The organism is Klebsiella sp. K5-306 (assembly GCF_051835185.1).
GTDB lineage: Bacteria > Pseudomonadota > Gammaproteobacteria > Enterobacterales > Enterobacteriaceae > Klebsiella > Klebsiella oxytoca.
The window spans coordinates 403517-427487 of the sequence record NZ_JAIFJY010000002.1 but is presented as its reverse complement, the minus strand read 5'-3'; the positions used below and the strand labels follow the sequence as shown (position 1 = coordinate 427487).

Annotated in this window: 23 protein-coding genes; 8 read left to right on the top strand and 15 right to left on the bottom strand. The window is 58.0% G+C overall.

Annotation, left to right across the window (positions count from 1 at the left end; genetic code table 11):
- Positions 1-262: 262 nt before the first annotated feature.
- Positions 263-1528: a 4-aminobutyrate--2-oxoglutarate transaminase gene (locus tag K2184_RS05710; RefSeq protein ID WP_004116085.1), complete on the bottom strand. Its 1266-nt coding sequence runs from the start codon at positions 1526-1528 to the stop codon at positions 263-265.
- A 117-nt stretch (positions 1529-1645) separates the two neighbouring features.
- Between K2184_RS05710 and K2184_RS05705 the strand changes: the two genes are divergently transcribed.
- The gene (locus K2184_RS05705; RefSeq protein WP_163525842.1) at positions 1646-3160 is read left to right on the top strand and encodes a PLP-dependent aminotransferase family protein; all 1515 of its coding nucleotides are present in this window, start codon (positions 1646-1648) and stop codon (positions 3158-3160) included.
- Positions 3161-3192: 32 nt separating this feature from the next.
- Here K2184_RS05705 and rpoH read toward each other — a convergent pair whose 3' ends face one another.
- The 4 genes from rpoH to ftsY all read right to left on the bottom strand — a co-directional run bounded on the left by rpoH (position 3193) and on the right by ftsY (position 7546).
- A complete protein-coding gene (rpoH, locus tag K2184_RS05700; protein ID WP_004106554.1) occupies positions 3193-4047 on the bottom strand; it encodes an RNA polymerase sigma factor RpoH in 855 nt (284 codons plus the stop codon).
- Between the two features lie 256 nt (positions 4048-4303).
- A complete protein-coding gene (gene ftsX / locus K2184_RS05695) occupies positions 4304-5362 on the bottom strand; it encodes a permease-like cell division protein FtsX (protein WP_024274786.1) in 1059 nt (352 codons plus the stop codon).
- Positions 5355-6023: a cell division ATP-binding protein FtsE gene (gene ftsE / locus K2184_RS05690; protein WP_004106557.1), complete on the bottom strand. Its 669-nt coding sequence runs from the start codon at positions 6021-6023 to the stop codon at positions 5355-5357. The genes ftsX and ftsE overlap by 8 nt, the downstream gene beginning before the upstream one ends.
- Positions 6024-6025: 2 nt before the next feature.
- Entirely contained in the window at positions 6026-7546 is a 1521-nt protein-coding gene (gene ftsY, locus K2184_RS05685) for a signal recognition particle-docking protein FtsY (protein ID WP_163525843.1), read from the bottom strand.
- Between the two features lie 192 nt (positions 7547-7738).
- Between ftsY and rsmD the strand changes: the two genes are divergently transcribed.
- Both rsmD and K2184_RS05675 read left to right on the top strand, forming a co-directional pair.
- Positions 7739-8335, top strand: coding sequence for a 16S rRNA (guanine(966)-N(2))-methyltransferase (gene rsmD / locus K2184_RS05680; RefSeq protein WP_004106572.1), 597 nt, complete (start codon positions 7739-7741; stop codon positions 8333-8335).
- Positions 8325-8603, top strand: a complete 279-nt coding sequence (locus K2184_RS05675) for a DUF1145 family protein (protein ID WP_004106574.1) — start codon at positions 8325-8327, stop codon at positions 8601-8603. The genes rsmD and K2184_RS05675 overlap by 11 nt, the downstream gene beginning before the upstream one ends.
- A gap of 15 nt (positions 8604-8618) precedes the next feature.
- Here the strand turns inward: K2184_RS05675 and K2184_RS05670 are convergent, their stop codons facing one another.
- Entirely contained in the window at positions 8619-8978 is a 360-nt protein-coding gene (locus tag K2184_RS05670; protein WP_004106576.1) for a DUF2500 domain-containing protein, read from the bottom strand.
- A 142-nt stretch (positions 8979-9120) separates the two neighbouring features.
- On the opposite strand from K2184_RS05670, the gene K2184_RS05665 reads away from it, so the two are divergent.
- On the top strand, positions 9121-9747 hold the full coding sequence (locus K2184_RS05665) for a lysoplasmalogenase (RefSeq protein ID WP_004106578.1): 627 nt from the start codon (positions 9121-9123) through the stop codon (positions 9745-9747).
- A 78-nt stretch (positions 9748-9825) separates the two neighbouring features.
- Entirely contained in the window at positions 9826-12030 is a 2205-nt protein-coding gene (zntA, locus tag K2184_RS05660) for a Zn(II)/Cd(II)/Pb(II) translocating P-type ATPase ZntA (RefSeq protein WP_032744777.1), read from the top strand.
- Positions 12031-12141: 111 nt separating this feature from the next.
- Here zntA and tusA read toward each other — a convergent pair whose 3' ends face one another.
- Positions 12142-12387 carry a sulfurtransferase TusA gene (gene tusA, locus K2184_RS05655; protein ID WP_004106582.1) on the bottom strand — a complete coding sequence of 82 codons (246 nt, stop codon included), beginning with the start codon at positions 12385-12387 and terminating at the stop codon, positions 12142-12144.
- Between the two features lie 291 nt (positions 12388-12678).
- Here tusA and K2184_RS05650 point away from each other — a divergent pair, with 291 nt between their 5' ends.
- The gene (locus K2184_RS05650; RefSeq protein ID WP_004106584.1) at positions 12679-13344 is read left to right on the top strand and encodes a 7-cyano-7-deazaguanine/7-aminomethyl-7-deazaguanine transporter; all 666 of its coding nucleotides are present in this window, start codon (positions 12679-12681) and stop codon (positions 13342-13344) included.
- A 73-nt stretch (positions 13345-13417) separates the two neighbouring features.
- A complete protein-coding gene (locus K2184_RS05645; protein WP_004106586.1) occupies positions 13418-13975 on the top strand; it encodes a DcrB family lipoprotein in 558 nt (185 codons plus the stop codon).
- On the opposite strand, the gene K2184_RS05640 is transcribed toward K2184_RS05645, so the two are convergent.
- Positions 13976-15196 carry an MFS transporter gene (locus K2184_RS05640; RefSeq protein WP_064351543.1) on the bottom strand — a complete coding sequence of 407 codons (1221 nt, stop codon included), beginning with the start codon at positions 15194-15196 and terminating at the stop codon, positions 13976-13978. It lies immediately after the preceding gene.
- Between the two features lie 132 nt (positions 15197-15328).
- Between K2184_RS05640 and K2184_RS05635 the strand changes: the two genes are divergently transcribed.
- A complete protein-coding gene (locus K2184_RS05635) occupies positions 15329-16378 on the top strand; it encodes an AI-2E family transporter (protein ID WP_004116107.1) in 1050 nt (349 codons plus the stop codon).
- On the opposite strand, the gene arnF is transcribed toward K2184_RS05635, so the two are convergent.
- The 7 genes from arnF to arnB are packed head-to-tail and all read right to left on the bottom strand — an operon-like array spanning position 16375 to position 23753.
- Positions 16375-16758, bottom strand: coding sequence for a 4-amino-4-deoxy-L-arabinose-phosphoundecaprenol flippase subunit ArnF (arnF, locus tag K2184_RS05630; protein WP_023321731.1), 384 nt, complete (start codon positions 16756-16758; stop codon positions 16375-16377). The genes K2184_RS05635 and arnF overlap by 4 nt on opposite strands.
- On the bottom strand, positions 16758-17096 hold the full coding sequence (gene arnE / locus K2184_RS05625; RefSeq protein ID WP_004106593.1) for a 4-amino-4-deoxy-L-arabinose-phosphoundecaprenol flippase subunit ArnE: 339 nt from the start codon (positions 17094-17096) through the stop codon (positions 16758-16760). Before arnE ends, arnF begins: the two co-directional genes overlap by 1 nt.
- Positions 17093-18748, bottom strand: coding sequence for a lipid IV(A) 4-amino-4-deoxy-L-arabinosyltransferase (gene arnT, locus K2184_RS05620; protein ID WP_047720542.1), 1656 nt, complete (start codon positions 18746-18748; stop codon positions 17093-17095). The genes arnE and arnT overlap by 4 nt, the downstream gene beginning before the upstream one ends.
- On the bottom strand, positions 18748-19650 hold the full coding sequence (arnD, locus tag K2184_RS05615) for a 4-deoxy-4-formamido-L-arabinose-phosphoundecaprenol deformylase (RefSeq protein ID WP_064371025.1): 903 nt from the start codon (positions 19648-19650) through the stop codon (positions 18748-18750). Before arnD ends, arnT begins: the two co-directional genes overlap by 1 nt.
- The gene (gene arnA / locus K2184_RS05610) at positions 19647-21632 is read right to left on the bottom strand and encodes a bifunctional UDP-4-amino-4-deoxy-L-arabinose formyltransferase/UDP-glucuronic acid oxidase ArnA (protein WP_004106604.1); all 1986 of its coding nucleotides are present in this window, start codon (positions 21630-21632) and stop codon (positions 19647-19649) included. The genes arnD and arnA overlap by 4 nt, the downstream gene beginning before the upstream one ends.
- Positions 21629-22612 (bottom strand): undecaprenyl-phosphate 4-deoxy-4-formamido-L-arabinose transferase, encoded by a 984-nt coding sequence (arnC, locus tag K2184_RS05605; protein ID WP_004106606.1) that lies wholly within the window; start codon positions 22610-22612, stop codon positions 21629-21631. Before arnC ends, arnA begins: the two co-directional genes overlap by 4 nt.
- A 1-nt stretch (position 22613) precedes the next feature.
- A complete protein-coding gene (gene arnB / locus K2184_RS05600; protein WP_163525844.1) occupies positions 22614-23753 on the bottom strand; it encodes a UDP-4-amino-4-deoxy-L-arabinose aminotransferase in 1140 nt (379 codons plus the stop codon).
- Positions 23754-23971: the final 218 nt, after the last annotated feature.

Sequence of the window (23971 nt, the reverse complement as noted above, 5' to 3'; positions counted from 1 at the left end):
TCATCAGGCGCGGAACTCATCGAGGCGCGGGAATAAAATCCCATTCAGACGCCGGATAGATTCAAGCAAGCCAACTTGTCGTCAAAATCGGTGTTGCAAAAACGGGAGTGACCATAGATTCCGTTTTATTCCGGCAGCGTGCGCTGCCGGAAAAAAGGTGATATCAGGGTGATAAACCACTCACGCTGAGCATGAATAACCAGTCTGCGGCCTCCTGTTTCTGTTCGGCTTCCGTGCCGCCGCAGCCTGACCGGACGAAAAGTTAGCGCTTCAGCACGCGGGCCAGAATATCCAGCGCTTTCGTAAACTGCGCATCCGGAATCGTTAACGGATAGAGGAAGCGAATAACGTTGCCATAGACGCCGCAGCTCAGCAGCAGCAGGCCGTTCTCCTGGGCTTGTTGCTGGATTTGACGGGTGATCTCCGCCGACGGCTCCCCGGTTTGCGGATCGTTAAACTCCACCGCCACCATCGAGCCCTGACCGCGAACGTCAGCAATGGCCGGGCAGCTTTGACGCGCCTGATTCAACACCTCTTTCAGATGGCTGCCTAAGCGCTCAGCGCGCTGGCACAGCTGTTCTTCTTCAATCACGTCCAGCACAGCGTGCGCCGCCGCGACCGCCAGCGGGTTACCGGCATAGGTGCCGCCCAGGCCGCCCGGCGCAGGCGCATCCATCACCTCGGCGCGACCTACCACGCCGGAGAGCGGGAAACCGCCGGCCAGGCTTTTGGCCATCGTCATCAGGTCAGGCTTCACATCATAGTGCTGCATCGCAAATAGCTTACCGGTGCGCGCAAAGCCGGTTTGTACTTCATCGGCAATCAGCAGAATGCCGTGGGTATCGCACAGCGCGCGCAGCGCCTGCATAAACTCAGGCGGGGCAACGTTAAAGCCGCCTTCCCCCTGAATCGGCTCCAGCACAATCGCCGCCACCTGATCGGCCGCGATATCCGCTTTGAAAATGCGCTCCAGGCTCTTCATCGCGTCGGCGGTGGTAATGCCATGGGCGGCGTTAGGGTAGACGGCGTGATAAACCGAGCCCGGGAACGGGCCGAAACCAATCTTGTAAGGCGCCACTTTGCCAGTCAGCGCCATGGTCATAAACGTACGACCGTGGAAGCCGCCGCCGAAGGTAATCAACCCCGGACGGCCGGTATAAGCGCGCGCGATTTTCACCGCGTTTTCAACCGCTTCTGCCCCCGTGGTAAAAAAGGCGGTTTTCGCCGGACCGTCAATCGGCGCCAGTTCGTTAATCCGCTCGGCCAGCGTGACATAGCTTTCGTACGGGACAATCTGGTAAGCCGTGTGGGTAAAGGCCTGCAGCTGCTGTTCAACGGCGGCAACGATTTTTGGGTGGCGATGGCCGGTATTCAGCACCGCGATGCCGGCGGCGAAATCGATCACCTCATTCCCTTCAATATCCCACAGCGTAGCGTTCTCAGCTTTCTCAACAAAGTAGCTGCACATCACCCCTACGCCGCGTGGAGTCGCCTGCTGGCGACGCTGATTCAGTTCTGAACTTTTCACCGGGAATCTCCTGTCATGTGTGTCACGTTATCGCAACAAATCCGAAACTATGTCGTTTATTTACACAGGATTTGGCCCTATAATCGAGTACCAATTCAGATTATCTGAGGGATCCAATTGCGTTCGCTTATCGCAGACCTGGTGCTGGTCAGATTGCAGAAAGAAACCGATCCGCTCCTGCACAAGCGCCTTTACAAGGCGATTCGCCACGCCATTCTGGATGGTTCTCTCCCGCCCCATAGCCGGCTGCCGCCGTCGCGGGATCTGGCGGGGGAACTAGGAATGTCTCGCAACACAATTTTAACAGTTTACGAACAACTCCTGGCTGAGGGGTACGTTGTGTCCCGTCGCGGCAGCGGCACTTTCGTGGCGAAAACGCTGCCCGATATGTTTCTTCCCGCCAGCAGCGCCAACGAAAGCCATCCCGCGCAGCCCCCCAGCGGGACTATTTCCCGTCGCGGCCAACATCTGCTGGGGCACATCAGCGCCAGCCCGCGTCAGTGGGGGGCGTTTATCCCCGGCGTACCGGACGTCAATGCATTTCCCCACCCGCTGTTCAGTAAAATTCAGGCACGCATCAGCCGCCGTCCAAAACCCGAACAGCTCAGCTATAGCTGTAACGGCGGTACCGCCGAGCTGCAGCACGCGTTGGTGGACTATCTGAGAGTAGCGCGCGGCGTTCTGTGTCAGGCAGATCAAATTCTTATTACTGAAGGGATCCACCAGGCCATCGACCTGATCACCCGCATGCTGTGCGACCGCGGCGATCTCGCCTGGGTGGAGGAGCCTTCCTACTGGGGCATTCGCCACGTGCTGGCGATGAATGAAGTGCGGGCTGAGCCGATTGTGGTGGATGCCAGCGGCCTGTGCCCGCCCGAAAGCGTAGCCGAAGCGCCGCGGCTGATCTTCGTTACGCCATCCCATCAGTATCCCCTCGGCGCGGTAATGAGCCTTGAACGCCGACAGCGCCTGCTCACCCTGGCCCATCAGCACGGCAGCTGGATTGTGGAAGATGATTACGACAGCGAGTTTCGCTTTTCCGGCCAGCCGATCCCGGCACTACAGGGCTTAGTCCCCGAAGCGCCGGTGGTCTACGTCGGCACGTTCAGTAAAACGCTCTACCCGGGGCTGCGGCTGGGCTACGTCGTGCTGCCTCGACCGCTTGCGGCTGAACTCAAAAACGCCCATGCCGAGCTCTACCGCGGCGGCCATTCGCTTATCCAGCTGGCGCTGGCGGAATTTATCAATGCCGGTCATTACTCGGCGCACATTCGTCGCATGCGCCTGCTCTACAGCCGCCGTCGCGTCTTTTTGACCGAACTGATTCAGCGGCACTGCGGAGCGCATGCGCTGTCGGACTTCAGCGACAATGCCGGACTGCATCTGATTCTGAATTTGCCGGATGAGGCAGATGACGTGACGATTGCCCGCGATGCCAACGCGCGCAATATCTTAGTGCGTCCGCTGTCGCGCTATTACCTGACGGCGCAGCGGAAGAAAGGACTGTTGATGGGGTTTGCTTCGCAGCCGGAAACGCAGATGGAGCCGGCGTTCAACGTGCTGCTTGAGTGTCTGAACAGGCACTGCCCGCAGGCGCTGACGGAGGCAGAAAAACAAAACGCCCCAACGTAATGTGGGGCGTTATCGCGGGACTGGCGCGCAGATTAGGCTTCGATAGCGGCGCGCAGTTTTTTCATGGCGTTCTTTTCAAGCTGCCGTACTCGCTCGGCCGATACGCCGTAGCGATCCGCCAGCTCCTGCAGCGTGGACTTATTGTCTTCGTCCAGCCAGCGGGCGCGGATGATATCCTGGCTACGTTCGTCAAGACCCTGCATCGCGTCAGTCAGCTTATTCGCCGCCTGCTCCTCCCAGTTGTCGTCTTCAATGCCGTCGGCAAAGTTAGACGTTTTATCCTGCAGATAGAGCACCGGCGCCATCGGCTGGCTATCGGATTCATCATCCGACGACATGTCGAAGGTCATATCCTGCGCCGCCATACGTGACTCCATCTCACGCACGTCTTTGCTCGATACGCCCAGCTCGCGAGCTACCATTTCGACTTCGTCCTGGTTGAACCAGCCCAGACGCTGCTTAGTTTTACGCAGGTTAAAGAACAGCTTACGCTGCGCTTTCGTGGTCGCGACCTTCACAATACGCCAGTTACGCAGAACGTATTCATGAATCTCCGCTTTGATCCAGTGCACGGCGAAGGAAACCAGACGCACGCCCACTTCCGGGTTAAAACGGCGCACGGCTTTCATCAGGCCGATGTTGCCTTCCTGAATCAGATCCGCCTGCGGCAGGCCATAACCCGAGTAGTTACGAGCAATATGAACAACAAAGCGCAGGTGAGACAGGATCAGCTTTTTCGCTGCTTCCAGATCGCCCTGGTAATGCAGCTTTTCAGCAAGCTCCCGCTCTTCATCAGCCGACAACATCGGCCAAGTGTTAGCAGCCCGGATGTACGATTCCAGGTTACCAACGGGGGCTAAGGCTAAAGTTTGCATATCTTTGGTCATTCAAATCCTCTCAATCGATATCTTCTGGCACCATTCTGTCCTCACAGCGGAGCAACAAACATGCCAGCATTGATGAGCAACGAGAATATCACTCACATTAGTATCAGACAGTGATTTTATCCACAAGTTCCATGCAACGATGTGAATAGATTACGCACAAAATGTGACATGGTTATGAAGTTTAGGGAAGCGTCGACAGGGACTCTTTCCCTGCAGAGAGATATTCAGTGCAGGGAAAGATTATACCAGATTTTTACTACTCGGGAGTAAAGTGACGTAAATGTTGTACGGTTGCCAGCCAGGCGGCGACCCAGCCAATCATTGAGCAAACAATCAGCATCAGCAGGCACTCATCAAAGCCTAAGCCGCTGAGTTCAAACTGCGTGCCGAAGACTTTCGCCACTTCGGTGACCGCCGACGAAAGGCGCATGACCATAATTTCCGACAGGATTAGCGACAGAAACGCGCCGGAGAACCCCAGCAGCGCACCGCCGTAAAGAAAAGGACGCAGAATAAAGCCGTCGGTTGCGCCAATCAGTTTCTGCACGTTAATGGTATCGCGGCGGGCGAAAATGCTCAGACGCACGCTGTTGCCGATCACCAGGAACACCGCCGCCACCATCAGTACGCCGATCATCGCCGACACGCGTCCGACCAGCCCGGTCAGCGACGAGAGGCGCGCAAACCAGCTATCATCCATACGCACTTCATCAACGCCCTGAACATGGCTCACGCGGTCGCGCAGCGTGTTCAGCGCTTCGACACTCTGGAAATCAATTTTCGGCACGACGATCGCCACCGCCGGCAGCGGGTTCTCTTCCAGCATATCCAGCGCGCCGCCGAAGCCTGACCAGTTGCGGAATTCGCCAAGGGCTTCATCACGCGACAGATAGTTGACCTTCTCGACGCCCTGCTCCGCCTGCAGCTGACCGACTACCCGCGCAGCGGCATCATCATCCAGCGTTTTCTCCAGATAGACGGTGATTTGTGGCGTGGGATAATACTGCGACGCCGCGGTGCTGACGTTTTTGTAGACCATGTAGCACACGCTTGGCAGGGTCAACGAAATGGCGATAACCATCACCGTCAGGAACGTCGCCAGGGGCGTGCTTTTCAGATCCTGCACCGCACCATGCCAGGCATAGCGCACCTGTTCATTGAACACGTTGCTCTTGCGGGAAGCCGGATTCGGCGCCGCCTTAGGCCGCTTCGACGTATTGCGTCCACCGCTGCCGCCCGCTCCGCCCGCATTGCGGAAACGATCGAATCGATTGCCGAACCGGCGAATGTGGTTCATTGCCTCGCGCTTATTCACCGATATGGCCTCCATGCATATGCCCCTCGCTGAGGGACAGAACGCGATACGGACGACTGGAGATAAGCCCCAGATCATGCGTCGCCATCAGCACCGTCACCCCAACGCGGTTAAACTCTTCAAACAGACGTAAGATCCCTTCCGACAGCGCTTCGTCGAGGTTACCGGTCGGTTCATCCGCCAGCAGGACCGCTGGTTTGTTGACCACCGCGCGGGCGATACCCACGCGCTGTTGTTCCCCGCCTGAAAGCTGAATCGGCAGGTTTTTCGCTTTGTCCAGCAGCCCGACTTTATCCAGCGCCGCCGACACGCGACGGCGAATGTCATCGCCGCTGGCGCCGGCGATAATCAGCGGGATCGCCACATTATCGTAAACGGTACGGTCCATCAGCAGATGGTGGTCCTGGAAAATCATGCCAATCTGACGGCGCAAAAACGGCACTTCGCGGCTCTTCAGGCGGCTAATGTCATGGCCGCCGAAAAGGATTTTGCCGGCGCTGGGCCGCTCGATACCGCAGATAAGCTTCAGCAGGGTACTTTTCCCCGCGCCGGAATGGCCGGTCAGAAACGCCATCTCACCCGCCTGCAGGTGAAAAGTCACCCCCTGCAGCGCTTGTCTCCCACCGAGATAGGCTTTGCTGACTTGTTCAAAGCGAATCATTTTTAATCCTCTCGGGCAAAAAGTGCCTCAATAAAGTCGCCCGCATTAAACGGACGCAGATCTTCAATACGTTCGCCAACACCGATGTAGCGAATCGGAATACCGAACTGATCGGCAACCGAGAAGATAACCCCGCCCTTGGCGGTACCATCCAGCTTAGTCAAAGTGATACCGGTCAGTCCAACCGCCTCATGGAACAGTTTGGCCTGGCTAATCGCGTTTTGCCCGGTGCTGGCGTCAATGGTCAGCATGACCTCATGCGGCGCATCGACATCCAGTTTTTTCATGACGCGGACAATCTTCTTCAGTTCTTCCATCAGGTGCGATTTATTCTGCAGACGACCCGCAGTATCGGCAATCAGGACGTCAATGTTGCGCGCCTTCGCCGCCTGGATGGCATCGAAAATAACCGATGCCGAATCCGCGCCGGTATGCTGGGCAATCACCGGAATATTGTTGCGTTGACCCCACACCTGAAGCTGCTCTACCGCCGCCGCGCGGAAGGTATCGCCCGCGGCCAGCATCACCGATTTGCCCTGCTGCTCAAACTGACGCGCCAGCTTGCCGATGGTGGTGGTTTTACCGACGCCGTTGACGCCAACCATCAGAATGACAAATGGCGCCTTGCCTTCTACGTTCAGCGGCTCGTCCACCTTCGCCAGAATATCGCCCATCTCTTCTTTCAGCAGGCCGTACAGCGCCTCGGCGTCGCGCAACTGCTTGCGGCTGGCGTCGTTGGTAAGATTAGTGATGATCTTACGGGTGGTTTCCACGCCGACATCGGCAATCAGCAGCTGCTCTTCCAGCTCTTCAAACAGATCATCGTCGATTTTCTTGCCGCGGAACAGACTGATAAATCCGGAACCGAGGTTCTGCTTGGTTTTTATCAGGCTGCGTTTGAGGCGAGCGAAGAACCCTTCTTTGGTGGGTTTTTCCTGCTCTAACGGCGTCACCACGGTTTCGTCCGGCACCACTTCCACGGCATTTTCCGCCGCATCGGCTGCAGCCAGCGCCTGCGCTTCCAGCTCTTCGTCAGTGATTTCGGCTTCTTCTACCGGCTCAACGATTTCCGGCTCTTCAATGACAGCCTCTTCACCCTTTTCAACAACGACATCTTCCGGTTCGGCAATCACCTCTTCCGGCGTCAGCTCAACTATAGCTTCAGCCACTACCGGCTCGGCGATAGCTTCTTCAACTACAGGCTCAGCGACAATTTCTTCAACCACAGGCGGTTCTGCAATCGTCTCAACTGCCGGGGAGTCGACAACCGCCTGCGGCTGTTCGCTCTCCACAACCTGCCCGGTCACCTCGACCACCTCGACGGCAAAGGCTTCGGCATCCTGGTGCTCCGTCGCCGGCGCGTCGACCGTTTCCGGCGCAGCCGCAGGCGTTTCGCTTTCCGGAGCCTGTTCTTCAACCTCTTGCTGGGCTTCTACTTTTTGTTCTGCGTCGGTTTCCTGCGCCTGTTCTTTTTGACCAAAGCCCAGCCAGGAAAAGAAGCCACGTTTTTTGTCTTTCGCCATTTGCGACTACACTCCTCGCTGTTAATTCATGGCACAGCTTCGGCCTGTTGATAGCGGAAGCTGAAAAATGATGAAATTAGTCGGATAGTCTACCACTTAACTTAACTCGCATCACCGCCCCCGGATTAAGGTTTCGTCAACCGCTGGCGATCGTTAGAATAGCAGCCCGGAAGTTGAGACTTGAGCAAAGAAATGAAGAAACCAAACCACGCAGGCAGCGGTCAGATCCGTATTATCGGCGGGCAATGGCGAGGCCGTAAATTACCGGTGCCGGAGAGCCCGGGTCTGCGCCCGACCACCGACCGGGTGCGCGAAACGCTATTTAACTGGCTGGCGCCGTCGATCGTTGACGCGAGCTGCCTCGATTGCTTCGCCGGCAGCGGCGCGCTGGGCCTTGAAGCCCTCTCCCGCTACGCGGCTAACGCCACGCTGCTGGAAATGGAACGCGGCGTCGCGCAGCAGTTGCAAAAAAATCTGGCGACTCTCAAAGCCAGCAACGGCAAAGTCGTGAATACCAATACCTTAGCGTTTCTTGCTCAGGCGGGCACGCCGCATCACATCGTGTTTGTCGATCCCCCGTTTCGCAAAGGGCTGCTTGAAGAGACGCTAAAGCTGCTGGAAAACAACGGCTGGCTTAGCGATGAAGCGCTCATCTACATTGAAAGTGAAGTTGAAAACGGGTTACCGCCGGTGCCTGTAAACTGGCATCCGTACCGTGAGAAAGTGGCCGGACAGGTCGCCTACCGTCTCTATCAACGTGAGGCACAAGGAGAAAACCATGCTGATTAACTTTGGCCGCTTGCTGATGCTGTGCGTGTGGGCGTTTTTATTGCTGAATCTGTTCCAACCGTTCCCAAAGCCGCTCAATATCTTTGTTAACGTGGCGCTGATCTTTATGATTCTGATGCACGGCCTGCAGCTCACGCTGCTCAAGGCGACGCAGACGAAAGAGATGCCGCCGCTGGGGCGCTTCGAACAGATTCGTATTTTCATCTTCGGCGTGTTCGAACTGGTCGCCTGGCAGAAAAAGCTCAAGGCGACTCTGAAGAAGAAATAAGGCCGAATAAAAGGTTCAGGGCTCGGGCGTAAAACCCATAAACCGCGAACCTTTATAGCTCAGTACGCCTTTATCGCCGACGCTTAGCGCATGATACTGCGGCGCCTGCAGACGAAAAACCACTTCCAGCCCGCCGCTTTCCGGCCTGAAGCTTGCTTCATAACGCATTTCGCTGCCGGCAGGCGTCACCGTCTGCTGGCGCGAACGGCGATCGTTAATCACCTTCTCCCGCTTATTGCTCACCACCACCCGTTTTTGCAACAGCGGCGCGGCATCGTTATCCATTTTTTCCCGACGCTGCTGCACATAGCGATACGACGCGGCAACCGCAATGATGGCAACGGCAACCATAAAAAACAGCGGAACTTTACTCATTCACCTTGCCCCCAGGAATTATCAGGAATAAGCATACTGTGGCTTGATTATCATTGTCATCTTCCTCTGCAAACCACTACACTGAGATTCAGTACTGTAAGTACAATCACTTACGTAATGATAACAGATACAGGGACTTACTATGCTTTGGTCATTTATTGCTGTCTGTTTCTCCGCATGGCTTTACGTCGATGCGTCTTATCGTGGGCCAGCCTGGCGTCGCTGGGTGTTTAAACCCGTCACGCTAATCCTGCTTCTGTTACTGGCCTGGCAAGCGCCGATGTTTAACGCCATCAGCTATCTGGTGCTGGCGGGGCTTTGCGCCTCGCTGGTCGGCGACGCGCTGACCCTGCTGCCGCGGCAGCGGGTAATGTACGCCGTGGGGGCGTTCTTTCTCTCGCATCTGCTCTACACCATCTGGTTTGCCAGCCAGCTGACGCTATCTTTCTTCTGGCCGCTGCCGCTGGTGCTGCTGATCCTCGGCGCGCTGCTGCTGGCGATTATCTGGACGCGTCTGGAAGAGATGCGGATGCCGGTGTTTACCTTTATCGCGATGACGCTGGTGATGGTCTGGCTGGCCGGGGAGCTGTGGTTCGCCCGCCCGACGGATACCGCCCTGTCCGGCTTCGCTGGCGCGGCATTCCTGCTGCTCGGCAACGCGGTCTGGCTGATCAGCCATTATCGCCGCCGCTTCCGCGCTGACAACGCGATCTCCTCGGCATTTTACTTCGCCGGGCACTTCCTGATCGTCCGCGCGCTTTATTTGTAATTAAGCGCTTGACTCTGGAGTCGACTCCAGAGTGTATCCTGCGGGTAATGAGAAAATTATCATTACCCGGAGGGTCCTATGTCGGCTCCAGAATCGCAGGATAAAAAAGTCCCACACTTCTCATCGTTAAAATTTACCCCTGCCGCGCAGCCGGCGGAAAGCTGCTGCGCGGACCACGCCTGCCGCAGCGAAACCACCGAGGAAAACGAGGCTCTGAGGCACGCACGCTTTAGTTGGCTGGTAGAAGGCATGGATTGCGCAGCCTGCGCGCGCAAGGTCGAAACCGCCGTTCGCCAGGTACCGGGGGTCAGCCAGGTGCAGGTACTGTTCGCCACCGAAAAGCTGCTGGTCAACGCCGAGGGCGATGTTGGTCCGCAAATCGAAAGCGCCGTGCGCGCCGCGGGCTATCAGCTGCGTGATGAAAACGCGCCACGGGCAGAGGAGTCCACCTCGTGGCTGCGCGAGAATCTGCCGCTCATCACGCTGGTCATCATGATGGGACTAAGCTGGGGGCTGGAGCAGTTCAGCCCGCCTCTGGGCGAAATCGCCTTCATCGCAACCACGCTGGTCGGCCTGTGGCCGGTCGCCCGGCAAGCGATACGCCTGATCAGAAGCGGAAGCTGGTTCGCCATTGAAACCCTGATGAGCGTCGCAGCCATCGGCGCGCTGTTTATCGGCGCCACCGCCGAAGCGGCGATGGTCCTGCTACTGTTTTTAATCGGCGAACGTCTTGAGGGATGGGCTGCCAGCCGCGCGCGGCAAGGCGTCAGCGCATTGATGGCGCTGAAGCCCGACACGGCAATCCGCGTGCGCGATGGCGTGCGTGAAACCGTAGCCCAGCGCGACCTGCGCCCCGGCGACGTGATTGAAGTCGCCGCCGGAGGCCGCCTCCCTGCCGATGGCCAGCTACTCTCCCCCTTCGCCAGCTTCGATGAGAGCGCTTTGACCGGTGAATCCGTACCGGTAGAGCGTAACGCCGGGGAACGCGTAGCGGCCGGCGCCACCAGCGTCGATCGTCTGGTACAGCTGACGGTGATCTCCGAACCGGGCGACAGCGCTATCGATCGTATTCTTAAGCTGATTGAAGAAGCGGAGGAGCGCCGCGCGCCGATTGAGCGCTTTATCGATCGCTTTAGCCGCATCTATACCCCGGCGATTATGGTCGTCGCCCTGCTGGTGGCCATTGTTCCGCCGCTGCTGTTTGCGGGCGCCTGGCTGCCGTGGATCTATAAAGGCTTAACGCTGCTGCTGATTGGCTGTCCGTGCGCGCTGGTGATCTCCACCCCGGCGGCAATTACCTCCGGGCTGGCGGTAGCGGCACGACGCGGCGCGCTGATTAAAGGCGGCGCGGCGCTGGAGCAGCTCGGCCGCGTGCGCCAGGTGGCGTTTGATAAAACCGGTACCCTGACCATCGGCCAGCCGCGCGTCACTGCGGTGATGGCGACCGCAGACATCAGCGAAAACGATCTGCTGGCGCTCGCGGCCGCCGTGGAGCAAGGCTCCAGCCACCCGTTAGCCCAGGCTATCGTGCGTGAGGCAGAACAGCGCCGGCTGGTCATTCCGTCGGCAAGCGATCAGCGCGCGCTGGCCGGATCCGGCATTGAGGCTCAGGTTGAAGGACGCCAGGTGCTGATTTGCGCCGCCGGTAAAACTCGCGATCCGCAGTACGATGAACCTATTCAGCAGCTGGAGAGCGCCGGGCAAACCGTGGTGCTGGTAATGCGCGATAAGACGCTGCTGGGGATTCTGGCGCTGCGCGATACGCTTCGCGATGATGCCCGTCAGGCGGTGGATGAGCTCCATCAGTTGGGCGTTCAGGGAGTGATACTGACCGGCGATAATCCACGTGCGGCGGCGGCTATCGCTAACGAGCTGGGACTGGCGTTCCGCGCCGGGCTGCTGCCCGCGGACAAAGTGCAGGCGGTGATAGCGCTTAATGCCCAGTCGCCGCTGGCCATGGTCGGCGACGGTATCAACGATGCGCCGGCGATGAAAGCGGCGACGATAGGTATCGCGATGGGCAGCGGCACCGACGTTGCTCTGGAGACCGCCGATGCGGCATTGACCCATAACCGCCTGACCGGGCTGGCGCAGATGATTTCGCTGGCGCGCGCCACCCACGCCAATATCCGGCAGAACATCGCCATTGCTTTGGGTCTGAAGGGCATTTTCCTCGTCACCACCTTGCTCGGCCTGACCGGCCTGTGGCTGGCGGTGCTGGCTGATACCGGGGCGACGGTGCTGGTCACCGCTAACGCGCTGCGGTTGCTGCGTAAAAAATGAGGGCAAGCCCCGGGGGCGGCGCTTGACGCGCCTTGCCCGGGCTACAGGTTAGTGCGGTCTGGTTTTTTGTAGCCCGGATAAGGCGTCAGCCGCGATCCGGGGAGGCCTGGCTCAGTGGCTTTTACGAATCAGATAGCGGTACGGCAGCGCCTCGGTTTCCTGCGCCAGTAGCTCATGCTCCATAAAGCGGCAGAAACCGGGAATATCGCGGGTGGTCGCCGGATCGTCGGCCACGATTAGCAGCGTCTCGCCCACCGGCATCGTACGCACGGTCTTGCGCACCATCATCACCGGTTCCGGGCAACGAAGCCCCTGCGCATCAAGCGTATGGTCAGGGCTGGAGAAAAGTTCGCTCATTTTCATCTCACATTAACAAAACGGCCCTAGTTTACCCCCAGTTCGCCAGTACGCAAGCCAGGTTAACGTTTGCGCGAAAAACAACCATTGCATTACGCACGCAACGCAGTATCATGCAGCCGTTTTTATTGGGTTCCCTCACCCCAACTCTCTGGCCCTAAATCATTCGAGTTGCAGAAAGGCGACGACGCAGCGAATTTCCAGGAGCTTACATCAGTAAGTGACTGGGATGAGCGAGGAAAGTTAACGCATCTGCAGCTTGAAGAATAACGGGCATAAAAAGGTCACAATATGAGTCCGTTTACTACCGTACAGCGTAAAAAAGCGCTGATCTGGCTATCGCTTTTCCATCTGCTGGTCATCACTTCCAGTAACTATCTGGTGCAGCTACCGATCTCCATCTTTGGTTTTCATACCACCTGGGGCGCGTTCAGCTTTCCGTTTATTTTCCTCGCCACCGATCTGACGGTACGCATTTTCGGCGCTCCGCTGGCGCGACGCATTATCCTCGCGGTGATGATCCCGGCGCTGCTGATCTCCTACGGGGTTTCCGCGCTGTTCTACATGGGCGAGTGGCAGGGCTTTGCCGCCTTAACCAGCTTTAACCTGTTTGTCGCTCGTATCGCCGCCGCCAGCTTTATGGCCTACGCGCTGGGGCAAATCCTTGACGTCCACGTCTTTAACCGCCTGCGTCAGAGCCGCCGCTGGTGGCTGGCGCCCACGGCATCCACCCTTTTCGGTAACATCAGCGATACGCTGGCCTTCTTCTTTATCGCCTTCTGGCGCAGCCCGGACCCGTTTATGGCGGCGCACTGGGGGGAAATCGCCATCGTCGATTATTGCTTCAAAGTGCTGATTAGCATCGTATTCTTCCTGCCGATGTACGGCATGTTGTTGAATATGCTGCTGAAAAAACTGGCAGATAAATCTGATTTATCCGCATTGCAGCCAGGTTAAGAGTACTCGCGAAACGATGTGATAAGATAAGCGAATGAGCCGTTAATGGCCGTTTATCGAAAGGAAGATGTCAATGCGCAATTTGGTTAAATATGTCGGTATTGGCCTGCTGGTTATGGGGCTTGCTGCCTGTGATAACAGCGATACCAAAACGCCGACTGCCGGGGCTGCTGCGGAAAGCAACGCCAGCGGGCAACCTATTAGTCTGCTGGATGGCAAACTGAGCTTCTCCCTGCCTGCCGGTATGACCGACCAGAGCGGCAAGCTGGGCACCCAGGCCAACAATATGCACGTCTACTCTGATGCCACCGGACAAAAAGCGGTGATCGTGATTGTTGGCGACAATACCAACGAAGAGCTGGCGGTGATGAGCCAGCGCCTGGAAGAGCAGCAGCGCAGCCGCGACCCGCAGCTGCAGGTCGTGAGCAATAAATCCATTGAGCTCAAAGGCCACACCCTGCAACAGCTGGACACCATCATCTCCGCTAAGGGCCAGACCGCCTGGTCTTCCGTGCTTCTCGGCAAGGTTGATGACAAACTGCTGACGCTGCAGATCACGCTGCCAGCGGACAACCAGCAGCAGGCTCAGACCGAAGCGGAAAACATTATCAACACCCTCGTCATCCAGTAACTACTGGCCTGATGCCGCGGCCTCCGGTTCATTGACCGGGGGCCGTTTTTTTAATCGCCATCCCAGCAGCAGCGCTACCGCGACCAGCCCCGCCGTCGCCAGATAGATCGATGAAATTCCCGCCCACGCCATCAGCAGCCCGGCCAGCGGGCCGGTGATCCCCAGCGAGAGATCCATAAATACCGTATAGGTTGCCAGCGCCGACCCCTGGTTGTGCTGCGGCACCGCCTTCACCGCCACCACGCCAAGCGCCGGGAACACCAGCGAAAAGCCGGCTCCGGCAAAGAAAGTACCGATTTTCGCCATCAGCGGCGTCTCCGCCAGGCCCACTAACAGCAGCCCGATAATCTCGACGACAAAACAGATCATCGCCACGTTCAGCCCACCGAGGCGATTAATTCCGTTGGGAAACAGCAGGCGAGTGCCGACAAAGGCGCAGCTAAACAGCGTCAGGGCGAAGGCCGCGCCGTCCCAGCCTTTGGCATCATAAAACAGGGTGATAAAGGTGGCGATAACGCCGAAACCCGCCGATGCGAGGGCCAGCGCCATGCCGTAGAGCCAGACGCGCCCCAGCACCGCGCGAAACGACATCGCTTTACCCTTACCCGCTTTTACCGCCGCCCGCGGCAACGCGCACAGCACCGCCACCAGCGCAACCACCATAATCGTCAACGCCAGACCGTGCAGGCCAATCAGCGAGTAACAGAGCACCCCGAGCGGCGCGCCCATCGCCATCGCCCCGTAGGTCACAATCCCGTTCCAGGAAATAACCCGCCCGATATGCAGCGAACCGACTACCCCTACGCCCCACAGCGTTGAGCCGGTGCCCGCAAAGCTCTGCCCGATGCCGAGAATAATGCGCCCCAGACACAACAGCGCCAGGCTAACCACGGGCCAGCCGCCGCAGAACGCCGCCAGCAGATAGCACAGTCCGCTCAGAAAGCAGCCGCACAGGCCAAAAACAACGATTTTTTTCGGGCCCAGCAGATCGGCATAGCGCCCGGCGTGAGGGCGGCTGAGCAGCGTAGCAAAATACTGCAGGCTAATCACCAGCCCGGCCCAGAAGGCGCTATACCCCATTACATCATGAACATAGCCGGGTAATACCGCCAGCGGCAGGCCTATGGTCAGGTAGCTGGCAAAGTTAAAGATAACGACAGAGACAATCCGCAGATTGAGGCGCAATCCATTAAGCGCCGGTTCAGCGACGGTTTCGGGCATCGGGTTCCACCAGATTTTTACAACAGTGTTTCATTTCTACCACGCCGCACGTTATAAATCAGCAGCCAGATTAGGATTCCTGGCAGCAAGCCAGACGCTACACTTAATGAAAATCATAGAAAGGAAGAGTGAATGACAACCCCTCAGCCCGATAAAACGGGCATGCATATTCTGCTCAAACTGGCGTCACTGGTGGTTATCCTCGCCGGTATCCACGCCGCGGCAGATATCATCGTGCAGCTATTACTGGCATTGTTCTTCGCCATTGTCCTGAATCCGCTGGTCACCTGGTTTATTCGCCGCGGTATCAGACGTCCGGTAGCCATTACCATTGTGGTCGTGGTGATGCTGATCGTACTTACCGCGTTAATTGGCGTGCTGGCCGCGTCGGTTAACGAATTCGTCGCCATGCTGCCAAAGTATAATAAGGAGCTGACGGCGAAAGTCCTGCGCCTGCAGGAGGCGCTGCCGTTTTTGCATATTCATATGTCCCCGGAACGTATGCTGCAACGCATGGACTCCGACAAGTTAATGACGTTCACTACCGTCCTGATGACTGGCCTCTCCGGCGCCATGGCCAGCGTTATTTTACTGGTCATGACCGTGGTCTTTATGCTGTTTGAAGTCCGTCATGTCCCCTATAAACTCCGCTTTGCACTGAACAACCCGCAAATCCATATCGCCGGTCTTCACCGGGCGTTAAAAGGCGTCTCGCATTATCTGGCGCTGAAAACGTTGCTCAGCCTGTGGACAGGGGTGATTATCTGGTTAGGACTGATGCTGATGGGGGTTCAGTTTGCGCTGATGTGGGGCGTGTTGGCTTTTCTGCTGAACTATGTGCCTAACATTGGCTCGGTGATTTCCGCCGTCCCGCCAATGATCCAGGCGTTACTTTTTAACGGTTATTACGAATGCCTGCTGGTTGGCGCGCTCTTTTTAGTCGTGCATATGATTATCGGCAATATTCTCGAACCACGCATGATGGGCCACCGGTTGGGCATGTCTACGCTGGTAGTTTTCCTCTCATTGCTGGTCTGGGGGTGGCTGCTTGGCCCGGTGGGAATGCTGCTGTCGGTGCCGTTAACCAGCGTCTGTAAAATATGGATGGAAACCACTAAGGGCGGCAGTAAGTTAGCCATCCTGCTCGGGCCCGGACGCCCGAAAAGCAGGCTTCCGGGCTAGCCCTGCCGCTTCACCGGCCAGAAGATCGTCAGCACCCCGGTGACAATCAGCAGCACGCCCAGCAGCGATTGCCAGTGGAAAGGTTCATGCCAGCCGGGGAGCCAGATGGCGGCGGCCCAGACCAGAATGTAGCTCAGGCTCAGCAGCGCGTAGGCTTTCGCCAGCGGCAGCTGATGCAGGGCAAAGTACCAGCAGACCATCGACAGCAGGTAGCCCAAAAGACCAAACGCCAGGCCAAAGGTGCCCGCCCGCAGATGCAGCAGATGGTTGAGGAAGGTAAATAAATCCGTCAGCGGCGGCAGCTCGACCATCGCGCTGCGCAGCAGCAGCTGCGCGCCGCTCACCAGTCCGACGCTGAATAACGCCCAGATTAAGCCCATCAGATGCGGCTCCCCAGAATAACGATCCCAACGACGATAAGCGCCACGCCAAACCAGTGGCGGCGTGCGACCGGCTCGCGCCAGATCCCCCATGCTGCCAGCGTCACCCAGACAAAGTTCAGGCTCAGCATAGGGTAGGCGATGCTGACCGGAATCGACTGCAGCACGCTAAGCCACAGCAGCATGCTGCAGCCCAGAGAGAGCAGCGCCAGCCCCAGCCAGCCAAGAATATGGTGCCCGCGCCGCCCGGATTTGGACGGGCGGGTCGCCTGTTTCTGGCACAGCTGTCCGGCGCAGCTCAGCAGGCTGGCGAAAACCAGACAGATCCACACGCTCATTGCGGCAGGTACTGGATAAACACTACCCGCCCAAGCTCATAAGAGCTATCCGGTTTCGGTAGCGGTAGATCGGCCATACTCTCTCCTTTATCCATCAGCAGAACCAACGAGATCGGCCCCTGCTGGCGGTGCGCCGCTAACCAGTCAGCAAATTGCGCCTTATCGACAAACTGGTGCTGCGCATCCGGCCAGGAGAGACCATATTTCAGCTCGCCCTGCTTGTCGAACAGGATAATATCGCTGCGCTTGAGCTCCCAGGACAGTCCGCCGGCAATACCGACGTTATTGGTCAACACGTAGCGGCTCGGCGTCAACGATTCGCTCACGATATCCACCATAAACTGCGGCTGCTTGCTGTCGATAACCCGGTCGGGAATCGCGAAACCCACCAGCAGCGCCAACCCCAGCGGGCAGCACGCGGCAAGCGTCCAGCGGCGACCGTTATTCTTCATCGCCAGCCATCCCATCAGCGCCCAACAGCCGAATATTAGCGCCGCCAGCAGGCATTTATACAGCTCAATATGGCTCCATACCGGCTTGTGCATAAAGCCCCACGGCGAAACCACCAGCACCGCTACCAGACCAATCAGGCCAAAAGCCAGGTTGATCGCGCCGTTAATTTTCAGCGCTTTCGCCCCCGCCTTTGCCGCATCCAGCGCGTAGCGCGCCATCAGAATCGACAGCGGCGCGAAACACGGCAGGATGTAGGTCGGAAGCTTACCCTTAGCAATGCTGAAGAACAGAAACGGCATCGCCACCCATCCGAGCAAATAGAGCGCCCCGCGCGACTCGTCGCGCTCGGTCCAGCCGCGCTTGAGCGCTCCCGGCAGCAGCGCCAGCCACGGCAGGCTTCCGGCAATCAGGAACGGGATGTAGTACCAGAATGGCGCTTTATGCTGGGCATCTTTTTCCGCGAAACGCTGGATATGTTCAACCCAGAAGAAGTAGCGCCAGAAGTCCGGCTCTCGTTTGGCGATGGCCAGCCCCCACGGCAGAACCACCAGCGCGCAGACGCCCACCGCCAGCCACCCGTAAGTCAGCACTTCACGCCAGCGTTTACGCGCAATGACCCATGGCAGCACTCCAACCACCGGCACCGCCAGCGCGAGGAAGCCTTTGGTCATCACTCCCATCCCGCAGGCCACGCCCAGCAAGACGTAGCCGAAGATTTTACCGCTGTGGCTTTGAGCCTGCGCCGCACCCCAGAAGCTGCACATTGCCAGCGCCAGCCACATGGTAATCATCGGGTCGAGCACCGCATAGGTGCCGATACCGTAGACCAGCAGCGCGGTCAGGAATATCACTGGCGACAAAATCGCCAGGCGTTTATCGCGGAAAATACGCCATGCCAGCCAGGCCACCAGCAGGGCGGTGACGGTAATGGAGAACACCACCCCAAAGCGGACGGCAAAATTATTATGACCGAATAGCCACTGGCCGATGCTGTTGATCCAGTAGCCGGCAATCGGCTTCTCAAAGTAGCGCAGACCGAGGAAGTGCGGCACCACCCAGTCGCCGGTCGCCAGCATTTCGCGGCTGATCTCCGCGTAGCGGGTTTCATCCGGTTGCCACAGCAGGCGGAAGTTGAGGGGGAGTAAATAGTAGAGGACAAAAAGGGCGACCAGAGAGGCGCCGTAGCGAATGCTTTTCATCAAACACCCGAATTCAGTAATTGTTCACGCCCAAGCCAGCCTTCCCGGCCGGCTAATTCACCACGAACCACCTTGCCTCGCGGCAGCGCGCTAAAATCGACGGGCAGCAGCTGGCTTAGCGGGCAAAAACGGATCTCTTGCTGAGCGGCCATGGTCAGCAGCTCGTCAAACTGTTGCGCAAAGGCGATCCCTTCCACTTCAGCGTGGATGGTATAGACCGGGGTGCCCTTATCGCGGTGGATGCAATCCAGCAGATAGCGATTGAAGCCCGCAATATCGACCGCGCTGCCGACCACTTCATCCCAGGTGGGTAAGGTAACCGGGATCTGCACGGTCCCGGAAGCGCCGTTACCGAGCTGCGGCAGAAAAGGGGCGGTTCCCCGGCAGTCGCTGTTGTAGAGGAAATCAAACGCCTCTTTGGCTTTAATGACCCGCTGATCGGCACGCCAGCCGGCAACGGCGGAGCAGGTCACCGGACGACCGATGATCCGCTCCAGCTCCAGCAGCCCGCGCTCCACCTCCAGCGTCAACTTCTCCTGCGGCCAGACTCCGCTCCACGTTTGCCAGCTATAGTGATCCCAGGCGTGCAGACCGACTTCATGCTCCTGCGCGGCGGCGCGGATAACCTCTTCATTGCCCGCGCCGATCCTGCGCCCTGGCCAGGCGGTACCTGCCAGCAGGATATCCCAGCCGTACAGCGAAGCGGCCTTTGAGCGCAGCATCTTCCACAGAAATTTCGGTTTTATCAGGCGCCATAAATGACGCCCCATATTGTCCGGCCCGACGCTGAAAAAGAAGCTTGCCTGAATCCCGTGCTGGCTCAGCAGAGCCAGCAGCCGCGGGACCCCGTCCCGCGTGCCGCGAAAGGTATCGACATCTATGCGTAAGCCGACCTGTTTCATGATTTGCCGTTGTCCGTCAATTCAACCGTGCGCAGGAAGAAGTCCAGGGTATGTTCCACGGTCTCTTCCATTTCGACCGTCGGCACCCAGTTCAGGCAGCGTTTCGCGTTGCGAATGCTGGGCTTACGGTGCTCGACGTCCTGATAACCCTTCCCGTAATAATCGCTGCTTTCCACTTCGCGGAAACCGGCAAACGGCGGGAAACGGTCGCGCAGCGGATGACGTTCAAAGCAGGCCAGCAGCATTTCCGCCAGCTCTTTGATGCTCGCTTCGTTATCCGGGTTACCGATGTTGATGATCTGCCCGTCGCAGCGGCCGTCTTTGTTCTCAATGATGCGGAACAGCGCTTCGATACCGTCGCTGATATCGGTGAAGCAGCGCTTCTGTTTCCCGCCTTCAATCAGCTTGATCGGCGAGCCTTCTACCAGGTTGAGGATCAGTTGGGTAATGGCGCGAGAGCTGCCGATACGCGCGGCGTTCAGGTTATCAAGGCGCGGCCCCATCCAGTTGAACGGACGGAACAGGGTAAACTTCAGGCCGTTCTTATCGCCGTAGGCCCAGATCACGCGATCCAGCAACTGCTTGGAGACCGAATAGATCCAGCGCTGTTTGTTAATTGGCCCGACGACCAGATTAGAGGCATCTTCATCGAAATTGTTGTCGGTGCACATGCCGTACACTTCCGAGGTCGACGGGAAAATGATGCGCTTATCGTACTTCACGCAGTCGCGGATAATCTTCAGGTTCTCTTCGAAATCCAGCTCAAACACGCGCAGCGGGTTACGGGTATATTCGATTGGCGTGGCAATCGCCACCAGCGGCAGGACCACATCGCACTTCTTGATGTGATACTCGATCCACTCGGAGTGGATGCTGATATCGCCCTCAACGAAGTGGAAACGCGGGTTGTCGAGGAAGCGGCTGATGGCGTCTGAGCCAATGTCCAGTCCGTAAATCTCGTAGTTGTCGTCCTGCAGCAGACGCTCGGTCAGGTGGTTGCCGATAAAACCGTTCACCCCGAGGATCAGCACGCGGGTACGCCGCTTAATCGCCACGACCGGTTTGCTGCTCAGCACCGCTCCGGCTACCAGCCCCAGCGCCTGCGCCAGCTGCGTACCCTGCATATAAACGCCGCGCTCGGTCTGCCCGGTGACGATTTCTAATGCCCCTTCCTGACAGGCGACGACCAGCGGCGTGACGGAAAGCACGGTCCCCGCTTTGGCGGCGGGTAGATCGTCACGTACGCGGGACTTCCAGACGATAAACTTGTTCGCGCCGGCATAGCCGAACGCGCCCGGCCATGGATCGGAAACCGCGCGCACAAGATTATGCAGGCTCCGGGCGGAGTGCTCCCAGTCGAGGCGACCGTCTTCCGGCGTGCGGCGACCGACCCAGGTCGCCTGGCTTTCATCCTGCGCGCGCTCTTCGATTTTGCCGTCGCGGATCGCGGGCAGCGCCTGAGCCAGCAGGTCCGACGCCGCAGCGCAGAGTTTACGATGCAGGGCCAGCGCCGCCTCATCCTCGCCGATAGCTACGCTTTTCTGCGCTACGATATTCCCGGCATCGGCGCGGCTAACCATGCGGTGCAGCGTCACGCCAGTTTCGCTTTCGCCGTTGACCAGCACCCAGTTCAGCGGCGCGCGGCCGCGGTATTTCGGCAGCAGGGAACCATGCAGGTTAAAAGCCCCCTGCGGCGCGATATTCAGAATGTCCTCGCACAGCAGATTGCGGTAATAGAACGAGAACAGCACGTCCGGTTTTATCTCGCGGAGACGTTCGATCCACAGCGGATGATTCACATCTTCCGGCGCCCATACCGGAATACCTTGTTCCGCGGCAATGCGCGCCACGGAGCCAAAGAAATGGTTTTCGCCAGGGTTATCCGGATGGGTAAAAATGGCGGCGATGTCATAACCGGCATCCAGCAGAGACTGAATACCTGCACAACCCATATCGTGATAAGCGAAGACTACGGCTTTCATGAACGATCTTCCTCTTGAGATGCCGTTTCCGGCTGGCGAACAACACGTTGAATAAAGTAGCGGGGACGGGCGCGAACGTCGTTATAGATACGGCCGATATACTCCCCGAGCAGACCCATACCGACGAACTGGGCGCCGATAAACATAAACAGCACCGCGAACAGCATGAACACCCCTTCCGCCGCCCACTGCGGGCCAAATACCAGGCGCAGCACCACCAGCAGCAGACCGAAGGCGAAGCCCAGCAGAGCGATGGCGCTGCCGAACAGGCTCAGCAGGCGCAGCGGCGTGGTAGTGAGGCAGGTCACCAGGTCATACATCAGGTTAATCAGACGCATAAAACTGTATTTGGAATCACCGAATTCGCGCTCGGCGTGCATCACCGGGATCTCCACCGCGCGACGGGCAAAAGTATTCGCCAGAATCGGGATAAAGGTACTGCGCTCATGGCAGTTAAGCATCGCGTCGATAATATGGCGGCGATAGGCGCGCAGCATGCAGCCGTAATCGCCCATCGCTTTACCGGTGGTGCGCTGAATCAGACGATTGATCATCCTGGAGGCGCTTTTACGGAACCAGGTATCCTGGCGATTCTGACGCACGGTACCGACAACGTCGTAGCCTTCGTCGGCCTTCTCCACCAGGCGCGGGATCTCTTCCGGCGGGTTTTGCAGGTCAGCATCGAGGGTGATGATCAGGTCGCCGGTGACGTGGCTAAAACCCGCCATAATTGCCGAGTGCTGGCCGTAGTTGCGGTTCAACAGTACCGCCACTACATGGCTGCCTTCGGCTTCAGCGGCTTCGGTGAGCATTCGCGCCGAGTCATCGCTGCTGCCGTCGTCGACCAGCAGAATTTCATACTGTCGACCGAGCGTCGCGCAGGCGGTATCGGTACGGCGGATAAGCTCCGGCAGGCTCTCCTGCTCGTTATAGACAGGAATAACGACCGAGACCTTTTTCACGGGAGGATAGCTAAACATATCAACGTCCTGACAGCTGGTGCAGTGCGGAAATGACCCGAGTGACATCGTCGTCGGTCATATCCGGGAACAACGGGATGGAACAAATGCGCGCGCTGTTCCATTCCGTATGCGGTAATGAAACGTCGGGGAAACGCTCGCGGTAATACTTTTGCGTATGCGCGGCGCGGAAGTGCAGACCGGTGCCAATGCCCATGGCCTTCAGTTTTTCCATCAGGGCATCGCGGCTGATACCGCAGGCGGCTTCATCAACGCGGATAATAAACAGGTGCCAGGCGTGCTGATGCTCCCATGACGGCACCGCCAGCGGCCTGAAAGGCGTATCCGCCAGCTCGCGGAGATAGCGTTGCGCAATGGCGGCACGGCGCTGATTGGCGGCGGCAAGCTTGTCCAGCTGCACCAGCGCCAGCGCGGCGTTGATATCCGCCAGATTGTATTTAAAGCCCGGCGAAATCACCTCCGCCTGCGGGGCGCGGCCCAGGGTCTGCCGATCATAAGCATCTACGCCGAGGCCGTGGAACTTCAGGCTGCGAATACGTGCGGCCAGTTCATCATCGTCGGTTACAACCAGCCCGCCTTCGGCGCAGGTCATATTTTTGATCGCATGGAATGAGAAAATGGCGGTGCCGCGCCAGCCGACGTGACGGCCTTTGTAGTACGTCCCTGCCGCATGGGCAGCATCTTCAATCACCGGAATAGCGTGACGCTCGGCAATCGCGCGAATGGCGTCGATATCCACCGGCGCGCCCGCATAGTGCACCGGGACGATCGCCTTGGTCCGTGGAGTGATCGCCGCTTCAACCGCTTCGGGAGTAATCATCAGGTTATCGGGATCGACATCGATCATCACCGGCGTCGCGCCGAGCAGGCAGATCATGTTCAGCGTGGAGACCCAGGTCTGCGAAGGGGTGATCACTTCATCGCCGGCGCTGATACCCAGCGCCATCAGCGTAACGTGCATGCCGCCGGTCGCCGAACTGACGGCGATGGCGTGGCGGTTGCCGGTTAATGCGCAAAACGTTTCTTCCAGCGCCTGATTTTTCGGTCCGGTGGTGATCCAGCCGGATTGCAAAACTTCACGCAGCGCAGCCAGCTCTGCGTCGCCCATCGACGGGCGCGAAAACGGCAAAAAATCGCTCATCATTTTCCTGTTCTATAAATGACCCGACTAAACACGGGGTCGATAAGAAATATCCTGCACCTGCTGACTTAAACAAAATGAAAATGAAAGCAAATCAGCCCGATGCCGCGTTTCATTACTTTGTATTCAGATGTTATTAAATCTAGACAGGTTTGCTTAGGATAATATTAAGAAATTAATATTAATTAATTTATAATGATAATTATGTTTAAATTCAA

What these genes read in the sequence shown, in the direction of transcription:
- rpoH (WP_004106554.1), bottom strand. Translation starts at nt 4,047, where the DNA reads ATGACCAAAGATATGCAAACTTTAGCCTTAGCCCCCGTTGGTAACCTG.
- ftsE (WP_004106557.1), bottom strand. Translation starts at nt 6,023, where the DNA reads ATGATTCGCTTTGAACAAGTCAGCAAAGCCTATCTCGGTGGGAGACAA.
- ftsY (WP_163525843.1), bottom strand. Translation starts at nt 7,546, where the DNA reads ATGGCGAAAGACAAAAAACGTGGCTTCTTTTCCTGGCTGGGCTTTGGT.
- rsmD (WP_004106572.1), top strand. Translation starts at nt 7,739, where the DNA reads ATGAAGAAACCAAACCACGCAGGCAGCGGTCAGATCCGTATTATCGGC.
- K2184_RS05675 (WP_004106574.1), top strand. Translation starts at nt 8,325, where the DNA reads ATGCTGATTAACTTTGGCCGCTTGCTGATGCTGTGCGTGTGGGCGTTT.
- K2184_RS05670 (WP_004106576.1), bottom strand. Translation starts at nt 8,978, where the DNA reads ATGAGTAAAGTTCCGCTGTTTTTTATGGTTGCCGTTGCCATCATTGCG.
- K2184_RS05665 (WP_004106578.1), top strand. Translation starts at nt 9,121, where the DNA reads ATGCTTTGGTCATTTATTGCTGTCTGTTTCTCCGCATGGCTTTACGTC.
- zntA (WP_032744777.1), top strand. Translation starts at nt 9,826, where the DNA reads ATGTCGGCTCCAGAATCGCAGGATAAAAAAGTCCCACACTTCTCATCG.
- tusA (WP_004106582.1), bottom strand. Translation starts at nt 12,387, where the DNA reads ATGAGCGAACTTTTCTCCAGCCCTGACCATACGCTTGATGCGCAGGGG.
- K2184_RS05650 (WP_004106584.1), top strand. Translation starts at nt 12,679, where the DNA reads ATGAGTCCGTTTACTACCGTACAGCGTAAAAAAGCGCTGATCTGGCTA.
- K2184_RS05645 (WP_004106586.1), top strand. Translation starts at nt 13,418, where the DNA reads ATGCGCAATTTGGTTAAATATGTCGGTATTGGCCTGCTGGTTATGGGG.
- K2184_RS05640 (WP_064351543.1), bottom strand. Translation starts at nt 15,196, where the DNA reads ATGCCCGAAACCGTCGCTGAACCGGCGCTTAATGGATTGCGCCTCAAT.
- K2184_RS05635 (WP_004116107.1), top strand. Translation starts at nt 15,329, where the DNA reads ATGACAACCCCTCAGCCCGATAAAACGGGCATGCATATTCTGCTCAAA.
- arnF (WP_023321731.1), bottom strand. Translation starts at nt 16,758, where the DNA reads ATGGGCTTAATCTGGGCGTTATTCAGCGTCGGACTGGTGAGCGGCGCG.
- arnE (WP_004106593.1), bottom strand. Translation starts at nt 17,096, where the DNA reads ATGAGCGTGTGGATCTGTCTGGTTTTCGCCAGCCTGCTGAGCTGCGCC.
- arnT (WP_047720542.1), bottom strand. Translation starts at nt 18,748, where the DNA reads ATGAAAAGCATTCGCTACGGCGCCTCTCTGGTCGCCCTTTTTGTCCTC.
- arnD (WP_064371025.1), bottom strand. Translation starts at nt 19,650, where the DNA reads ATGAAACAGGTCGGCTTACGCATAGATGTCGATACCTTTCGCGGCACG.
- arnA (WP_004106604.1), bottom strand. Translation starts at nt 21,632, where the DNA reads ATGAAAGCCGTAGTCTTCGCTTATCACGATATGGGTTGTGCAGGTATT.
- arnC (WP_004106606.1), bottom strand. Translation starts at nt 22,612, where the DNA reads ATGTTTAGCTATCCTCCCGTGAAAAAGGTCTCGGTCGTTATTCCTGTC.
- arnB (WP_163525844.1), bottom strand. Translation starts at nt 23,753, where the DNA reads ATGAGCGATTTTTTGCCGTTTTCGCGCCCGTCGATGGGCGACGCAGAG.